At 59.2% G+C, this 6266-nt stretch carries 12 protein-coding genes, 1 tRNA gene and 2 pseudogenes; 2 read left to right on the forward strand and 13 right to left on the reverse strand.

Annotated elements, in window-relative coordinates; translation table 11 throughout:
- Positions 1 to 13: 13 nt before the first annotated feature.
- From ABD884_RS25300 to ABD884_RS25335, 8 genes and pseudogenes are all read right to left on the reverse strand, one after another.
- Positions 14 to 502: a hypothetical protein gene (locus ABD884_RS25300; protein WP_345054264.1), complete on the reverse strand. Its 489-nt coding sequence runs from the start codon at positions 500 to 502 to the stop codon at positions 14 to 16.
- Positions 402 to 705, reverse strand: a pseudogene (locus tag ABD884_RS25305) (DUF4193 domain-containing protein). The gene ABD884_RS25300 and the pseudogene ABD884_RS25305 overlap by 101 nt, the downstream one beginning before the upstream one ends.
- Positions 706 to 852: 147 nt before the next feature.
- On the reverse strand, positions 853 to 1053 hold the full coding sequence (locus ABD884_RS25310; protein WP_345054267.1) for a hypothetical protein: 201 nt from the start codon (positions 1051 to 1053) through the stop codon (positions 853 to 855).
- A 43-nt stretch (positions 1054 to 1096) separates the two neighbouring features.
- A complete protein-coding gene (locus ABD884_RS25315; RefSeq protein ID WP_345054270.1) occupies positions 1097 to 1444 on the reverse strand; it encodes a hypothetical protein in 348 nt (115 codons plus the stop codon).
- Positions 1441 to 1596: a hypothetical protein gene (locus ABD884_RS25320; RefSeq protein ID WP_345054273.1), complete on the reverse strand. Its 156-nt coding sequence runs from the start codon at positions 1594 to 1596 to the stop codon at positions 1441 to 1443. The genes ABD884_RS25315 and ABD884_RS25320 overlap by 4 nt, the downstream gene beginning before the upstream one ends.
- A gap of 4 nt (positions 1597 to 1600) precedes the next feature.
- Positions 1601 to 2254, reverse strand: coding sequence for a GIY-YIG nuclease family protein (locus tag ABD884_RS25325; RefSeq protein WP_345054278.1), 654 nt, complete (start codon positions 2252 to 2254; stop codon positions 1601 to 1603).
- The gene (locus ABD884_RS25330; protein WP_345054281.1) at positions 2242 to 2601 is read right to left on the reverse strand and encodes a hypothetical protein; all 360 of its coding nucleotides are present in this window, start codon (positions 2599 to 2601) and stop codon (positions 2242 to 2244) included. Before ABD884_RS25330 ends, ABD884_RS25325 begins: the two co-directional genes overlap by 13 nt.
- Positions 2601 to 2780 carry a hypothetical protein gene (locus tag ABD884_RS25335; protein ID WP_345054284.1) on the reverse strand — a complete coding sequence of 60 codons (180 nt, stop codon included), beginning with the start codon at positions 2778 to 2780 and terminating at the stop codon, positions 2601 to 2603. The genes ABD884_RS25330 and ABD884_RS25335 overlap by 1 nt, the downstream gene beginning before the upstream one ends.
- Positions 2781 to 2853: 73 nt before the next feature.
- On the opposite strand from ABD884_RS25335, the gene ABD884_RS25340 reads away from it, so the two are divergent.
- Positions 2854 to 3471, forward strand: a complete 618-nt coding sequence (locus ABD884_RS25340) for a hypothetical protein (protein ID WP_345054287.1) — start codon at positions 2854 to 2856, stop codon at positions 3469 to 3471.
- Positions 3472 to 3685: 214 nt separating this feature from the next.
- On the opposite strand, the gene ABD884_RS25345 is transcribed toward ABD884_RS25340, so the two are convergent.
- Positions 3686 to 3886: a hypothetical protein gene (locus ABD884_RS25345; protein ID WP_345054290.1), complete on the reverse strand. Its 201-nt coding sequence runs from the start codon at positions 3884 to 3886 to the stop codon at positions 3686 to 3688.
- Positions 3887 to 3903: 17 nt separating this feature from the next.
- On the opposite strand from ABD884_RS25345, the gene ABD884_RS25350 reads away from it, so the two are divergent.
- Complete coding sequence (locus tag ABD884_RS25350) at positions 3904 to 4563, forward strand: DUF5677 domain-containing protein (protein WP_345054294.1); 660 nt, start codon at positions 3904 to 3906, stop codon at positions 4561 to 4563.
- Between the two features lie 59 nt (positions 4564 to 4622).
- On the opposite strand, the gene ABD884_RS25355 is transcribed toward ABD884_RS25350, so the two are convergent.
- The 4 genes and pseudogenes from ABD884_RS25355 to ABD884_RS25365 all read right to left on the reverse strand — a co-directional run bounded on the left by ABD884_RS25355 (position 4623) and on the right by ABD884_RS25365 (position 5953).
- Positions 4623 to 4778, reverse strand: coding sequence for a hypothetical protein (locus ABD884_RS25355; protein ID WP_345054297.1), 156 nt, complete (start codon positions 4776 to 4778; stop codon positions 4623 to 4625).
- A gap of 41 nt (positions 4779 to 4819) precedes the next feature.
- Positions 4820 to 4984, reverse strand: a pseudogene (locus ABD884_RS26270) (hypothetical protein); the annotation flags it as partial.
- A 107-nt stretch (positions 4985 to 5091) separates the two neighbouring features.
- Positions 5092 to 5655, reverse strand: coding sequence for a tyrosine-type recombinase/integrase (locus tag ABD884_RS25360; RefSeq protein ID WP_345054301.1), 564 nt, complete (start codon positions 5653 to 5655; stop codon positions 5092 to 5094).
- Positions 5656 to 5870: 215 nt separating this feature from the next.
- Positions 5871 to 5953: transfer RNA gene (locus tag ABD884_RS25365), tRNA-Leu, on the reverse strand.
- Positions 5954 to 6266: the final 313 nt, after the last annotated feature.

Consider the following 6266-nt stretch of genomic DNA (forward strand, 5'->3'; position numbering starts at 1 on the left):
GCAGTCCCGCGCGTTACCGATGCGCGAAGGTCTCAAGAGCGCTCAGGAGGCCGTCAGGATCGTGTAACTGGTCCACTGGGCGGCCGCCGGCCAGGTCTGTCGACGACGTCACCATCCAGGCGGAGAAATAGTTGTGGGGGACTTTCAGCTCCATCGCCCGCCCAAACAAGCCGGTCACGGCCGGATGCAGCGCACCTCCCGGGCGGAACTGGAAACCGGGACAGTACGTGCCCTCGCCGATGAAGACCCTCACCAACTGCGTGAGTACCGGTTCCGGATCCGCGACGAGCGTCTCATACCGGCCACGGACCTGTTCCAGGGAAGGCAGGGTGAATTCTGCCTCAATCGCCTCCCATACGCTCTGGTCAATAGACCCTCGCATCGCCGGCGTACGCGCAGGCTCAGCCTTCACAATCGATGCAGTACGAATGGCCGTCCTTCTGGCGAGCGAGCTGAGACTTGTGCCGTACCAGGAAGCAGGAGTAGCAGGTGAATTCGTCATCCGCCTGAGGGACAACCTGGACGATCAGTTCCTCGTTGACGAATTCCCCGCCAGGGATCATTCCCTCGTCGAGGGCATCGGTTTTCATCGAGCTCGCGGGTGACGCTTTGGGCGTCCGGCTTGTTCGCCGATTGCAGGGCTTCCAAGGAGCTGTCCTGGGATTCCTTGACGTCGTTGCGGAGCTCGTCGTAATCGGTTGCCACTGATCTCTTTCCGTTGAAGTGTTTGCAGCAAGCAACTTACACCATTCGCAGCCTTCGCAAATCACCAACGAAGGCGGTGGTGCTCACCGTCACGATTTAGCGTTCAAGACAAGCGCCGCCACGGTCGATCCGGAAGCCTGGTCTTTATCACGGGGACAGGGTGTCCTCGCTTCGCTCGGGTGAGAGTTCCTGCTTTGCTGTCTTGTCCCACCTCTCGTGGGCTGCCTGTCGTGTCATGCCGGCCGCGCGCCCGATGTCTGCCCAGGATGCGCTGACTGCACGGGCGGCTACCACTGTTCGGGCGAGCTTCCGCTCCGCCGCAAGACAGGCCTCTCGAGCCTGTTCCACATCAATGAGTGCCCGTACCGGCGCGATATGCTCCTGCCACTCATCATCGGTCGAGGACTCTACGACGGAGCGGCATCGGCATAGTCCGGGGTCGCCACAAAGGCTTTGAACTGGGGGATGTCTTCGTGCTGCTTGGCGAACACCCTGGTCCAGGTCCGTCCTCGCCAGCCGCATTCGCAGGCGCCCCCCACCCGGCGACATGGACATCCGGGACGATTTCGACGTCGTCCATGTAGGGATCAACAGGGTATTTTCCTGTGATGCCTCGAACAAATTGCCCGTGACCGCTGGAGCCGTGCGCTTCGCGGCCGTCGTCCAGCACCGGAGCCGCCCACCCCTCGTGGCCGCCGCCATCAAGATCCCAGTTCATCGACATCCAATCAGTTGTCAAGACTTCCTGACAATGAGGATCCCAAGCCGAGGGGACTTGTCATGGAATCCTGACACTGCGGTGTTGGCGCTCCCTTGCCCGTCTTTCTGAACAGCTTGGACTTGGCCGCCCACCTGGTTGACCATGGCCTGTCCAAGGTTCTGGATGCTCAACTGCTCAAGTTCGGTCCTCGGGCCAGATGATCGTCTCGCCCATCGCTTCGAGGAACGCAGCGAAATTCTCCACGCACAACTCACCCCGGACAACGGCACTGGCGATGCCGTCCCTCCTTGACCACATGAACCGGCTGTCGTCCTTGCCGGAGACTGTATGGACCGTCATGTCCAGACGAGCGAGTTCGGCGACCAGGTCGGGACCAGGTGAAGATGCCTGTGCAATAAGATTTACGACGCCATCCCACACCTGTTCGTAGCCCTCCCAGGACAGCGGCACCGGCAACACCCCATGAGAGCGGCCGCGCGGTTTGATGGCAGAAAGCATGAGCGCGAATGGGCCCGCTTCGCCGCCGGGCATCCGGTTCAGACAAAAGCGCTTGTCGGCAGCCTTCTCGGCGCGTTCTTCCACCGCATAGGGGTTGGTACTGCGAGCCGCGTAGATCCGGGTCGTGTCCAGCGCGCGGAGCTCGTCAACGGGGAAGACCGACTCGTATTTGTTGGGGAAGACAAGCCGATCAAAGTACTTTCGGGCGCCCCAATGGTGCTTGATCCTCTTGCGAATGTCGTCAGCCTTTCCGACGTAGAACTGCCGGTACTCGTCAAAGACCAGGATGTAGGCGCCCGCAACACCGTCCCAATCCTTCAGCGACTGCACCTGTTTGAAGTACGTCCCTTGGCCAGGACGTCTTGCAGCGCAGTCTCAAACTCGTTCACGTCGAGGGACGCGAAGTACCTCATTGATAAGTCGAAGTTCACTAAGGCGTCGTCGCGCTGTACAAGCAGATACGCATCTGAGTGCTGGGTATGATCCTCGTCCCGGTAGGCCCAAGCTGTGTCGTCCCAAAAATCGTCACTGAACATCTCACGTCTCGGACGCTCCTTAGGCTTCCGATTCGGGTACGCGTACATCTCCCTTGTCATCTTGTGGCCGAATTTGGTGCCCCGAAGTTTTTCACCGAAGTGATCGACTCCTGGAGGCGGCTCTTCGATCGGAGCGATCATCAAATTGGCCCGGTCGCCTCGGGGACGAATGAGTCGTGAGCGAGGAGATCAGAGACCTGGATGCGCCGGATCCTTCCCGTCGCCAGATTCCTCAGTGCCAGCTCAGCACCATCGCGGGCGGCGATTTGCCATGTGTCTCCGTCGAACTGGACATAAGCGAACAGGCGAACCGATTTCACGCCGCCGCCTCAGGTGCGGCATCTGAAAGGGCCGGCAGAGAGGATTCCTTAATCCACGTTTGTGGCAGGGGGAATGACGAGTCGAGCATCAGGAGGCCTTCCGCGACGGGTACCGGATCACCTTGACATCCGGGTCGGGATCCTCAAGGGCGGCTCGCCGTCGACAGGCGAAACCCGAAATTTGTCTCGACCGACGCGTGAACATATGCGATGCTGCCTGCATGCCAATCTCCTGTCCGACGCAGTAATGGATGCCGACAATGAAGTCGACTTGCAGCGGTATCGTCGGGCAGTAGCGCAGGCATGTGATCTCGAGCCGCTCATCGAGTCGTTTGCCAACGAAATCCGACGGGCCGGTAAATGGCCCACGACCACAGATGAGTATTCCAAGATAACGAGCGATGTCACTCTCAGCACCAGACACTCGGGCGTGCGTCAGGTCTGGATTTCTCCGGACGCGAAGATGTGGGGAATCGGCCTCGGCGACGAAGGGTATAAGTCAGGCATCCAGCTCTACCTCGTCCGTAAGCGGTTCCACCAAGATCCCGACTTTGGGTATGAGGACGTGACCGTGACGATCGCATCAGAAGATTTCGGGCCAAGGATGGACGCGATGGAACATACGAAAGACTGGGTTCCACGCGAGCTCGTCGGTTATCTCAGGGCCAACGACATTGCCATCCCGAACTGACTCTTCGGAGTTTTCACCGCGGCCAATGCGGCCGCAGAGCGTCGCCGTGAATATGGTGCCTGGCAGGTCGATTCAGGAAGGGATCTGGATTCCAGATGCGCGCAAGTAGGCGACAAGTTCCCGTGGTACCCAATCTTTGGTCCGGTCCACGCATCCATCAGTTCGTTGAAAAACGGCGATAATGGGGGTTATGGGGGTTATGACAACTTGCTAGCTAGAACGTTGGCGCAGTGGTCTGTTGCTTTGGCCCATAGGGCTCCGTGCCGTTCGCGGGGGATAGGATCAGGCCGTGACTTACCCGCCCGTTGAACAGGAGTACCGAGTCCTCCTTTCGCGCCTTCTGCGGCTTTACCCGACTGGCGGCGCGTCGGCCTCCCGCGTCCGCCTCCGAGACCCGCACTTTGAGGTCGGACATGTGGCGCACGCTGGTACATGCGCTGTCATCGCGGCGTCCAGGCCGTCCTGGTGCTCGAAGATGCAGGCTTCCAGGTCGAAGCCGCTCCCATCCGCCGGTCGGTCCTGGAGCACGTTGTTGCTCTGAAATGGCTCGCAGCGCAGGGTAGCGTTGTCGCGGGCATCTTACGGCGCGGTGCCGCTAACGACGCGAAGAGGCGCAAGGAAGCCATGCGGGCTGCTAACTGGACCTCGGTCGACCTGGGCCTCTTTGATGCCGTAATCCAGGACGGCCACGGCATTGACTCCCAGTACGACAACTTGCTGGCCTTCAAACACCGGTGTGAGAGTTTCGGCACATCGCATGATTGGACGACCTACCTCGCCGAGACTGCCCAGTCTCACCCCTCCTGGGAATCCGCTCTGCCCTACCTGGACGTCACCACGGGCAAGCCCGTGGCCCGCAACGCCCCAAACCCGCTGGTCGACCAGGCGGGCTTCTGCGCGATCCACCTGCTCGAGGCACTGATCTGCATCAACCAAATCATCGACAGTGACAGCCTCGCCGCAGCGCTGGACGAGATCGAGCTCTTGGTGAAGGCGCTGGTCGTGCGCCAGCGACAAGAACGCGGGCTGCCGGTTCCGCCAGAGCTTCGCACGGATGAAAGTACGAAGAAGGCCAGCATCCCGGACTTGTGATCTTCTTTTTTGACCACATCTGTGGCATCGAGCTGCTCAAGAGGTCACTTTCACGCCTCCTAGCTGCGTTGGCCGAAGGCTCTGTCCATCGCCGCCGTCGTATCGCGAAGTCCTTCCGGCAGGAGGTGTGAGTAGCGATCTAGAGTTGTAGTGATCGATCGGTGCCCCAAGTGTTTTTGGAGCTTGTAGATGTCGAGCCCGCATGCAGAAGCCAAGAGGCATTCGAGTGCCTTAGGTCGTGAATCCGTGGCCGCTTGGTAAGACCCTTTGATTGCGCCTTCATGATCGCCCGATCCCAGACACCCCACGCGCGACGGTGGTCAATGTGAGTTCCGGCCGTGTTGAGGATACAGGTCCGCCGGACTTTGCTGCCGCGAGATAAGCGGACGCACCTTCGCAAACACCGACGCGGGGAGGCCATTGTCCTCTTGGACTGCCGGGTTTTAGTCGGTCCGATGTAAGAGACGTTATCTTCGTCTTTTGTCCAAGCGCGCACAACGTTTACCACATGCTGGCCCGAGGCAGTAGTTATTGGAAATCGCGGGCCTCCAATGCAGATGCCTCAGAAAACCTGAGACCAGTGTGTATCAAAAACGTGAAGAACGCTTTGTAAGGTTGGGAAAGTTCTGCCTCAACGATTGACCATTCGTCCGGTGTGAGGAATGTCGCCGTCTCCTCTGTGGCTTCACTCTTAGGCAGCGAGACGCCTTTGCAGGGATTGTCAGGCCGTTTCTTTTCCCGGACCATCGAATTGAAGGCTGCCGAAATGAGACCGTGCACGTTCGCAATTGTCTTAGACGTCAGTCCTTTTGACTGCATGCCCTTAATCCAGGCCACGATGTCCCTATACTCCACTTCCGTGGCGTCCATTTGGCCGAGCGTGGCTGCGATATGGCATTTAAGGTTCCCCTTATAGCGCCTGACCGTGTACCCGTTCGCACTCGTCAGCAGACCGATATGGTCCTCAATCATGCGTGTGACTGTGTACTTGCCCTTGAAGTAGTCAGTAGCGCTGTCCAAGGCAGCCCCCACGTTGCTGCCGTGGGCGAGGAGAACTGTGAGCAAGAACTTGGCGCTCTCCTCGCTGTCCATCCTTTGAGTCATCCGCGTCTTTGTGTCCGGGTCGATCCACCGGACATAGTGCGTGACGGTTCCGTCTTTACGTTTTCTATTCTCTATGCATGCCACAAAAAACCACTATGCGTCGATCCCCCTTGCGGGTGTCGCATTTCAGCACTCACGTGGTTGGAAACTGCCAACGCGTGGTTGGAGACACAAAAAAAACCCGGTTTCCCGGGTTTTCTTTGTGCGCGGAGGGGGACTTGAACCCCCACCCCCTTTCGAGGACTAGCACCTCAAGCTAGCGCGTCTGCCATTCCGCCACCCGCGCAGGTGGTGTTCGGAGCCTTGGCTCTGCGCCTCTCGGCGCTTCTCTTTCCTCCGAAGCAGCGAGAAAAACTCTAACACGGTTTCTGGGAAATGAAAAAATCGGTACTGGAAGGGGGCTACGGACGGAATTAGTCCGCGACAATCTGCGTCAACCGGCGCGAAAACACCTGAAAACACCGCACCCAAACCCCGTGGCGATGGTAGGCTGAGGGAAGCGCGCGGGAGCGTCCGCACCATTCGCCTGCCCGCCGGAGTATGCGAATCCCAGCCAGCAAAGGAGAGCTCCATGACTGATATCCGACCCGAGGAAGTTG

The organism is Arthrobacter methylotrophus (assembly GCF_039539965.1).
In the GTDB taxonomy this organism is placed as follows: Bacteria; Actinomycetota; Actinomycetes; order Actinomycetales; family Micrococcaceae; genus Arthrobacter; species Arthrobacter methylotrophus.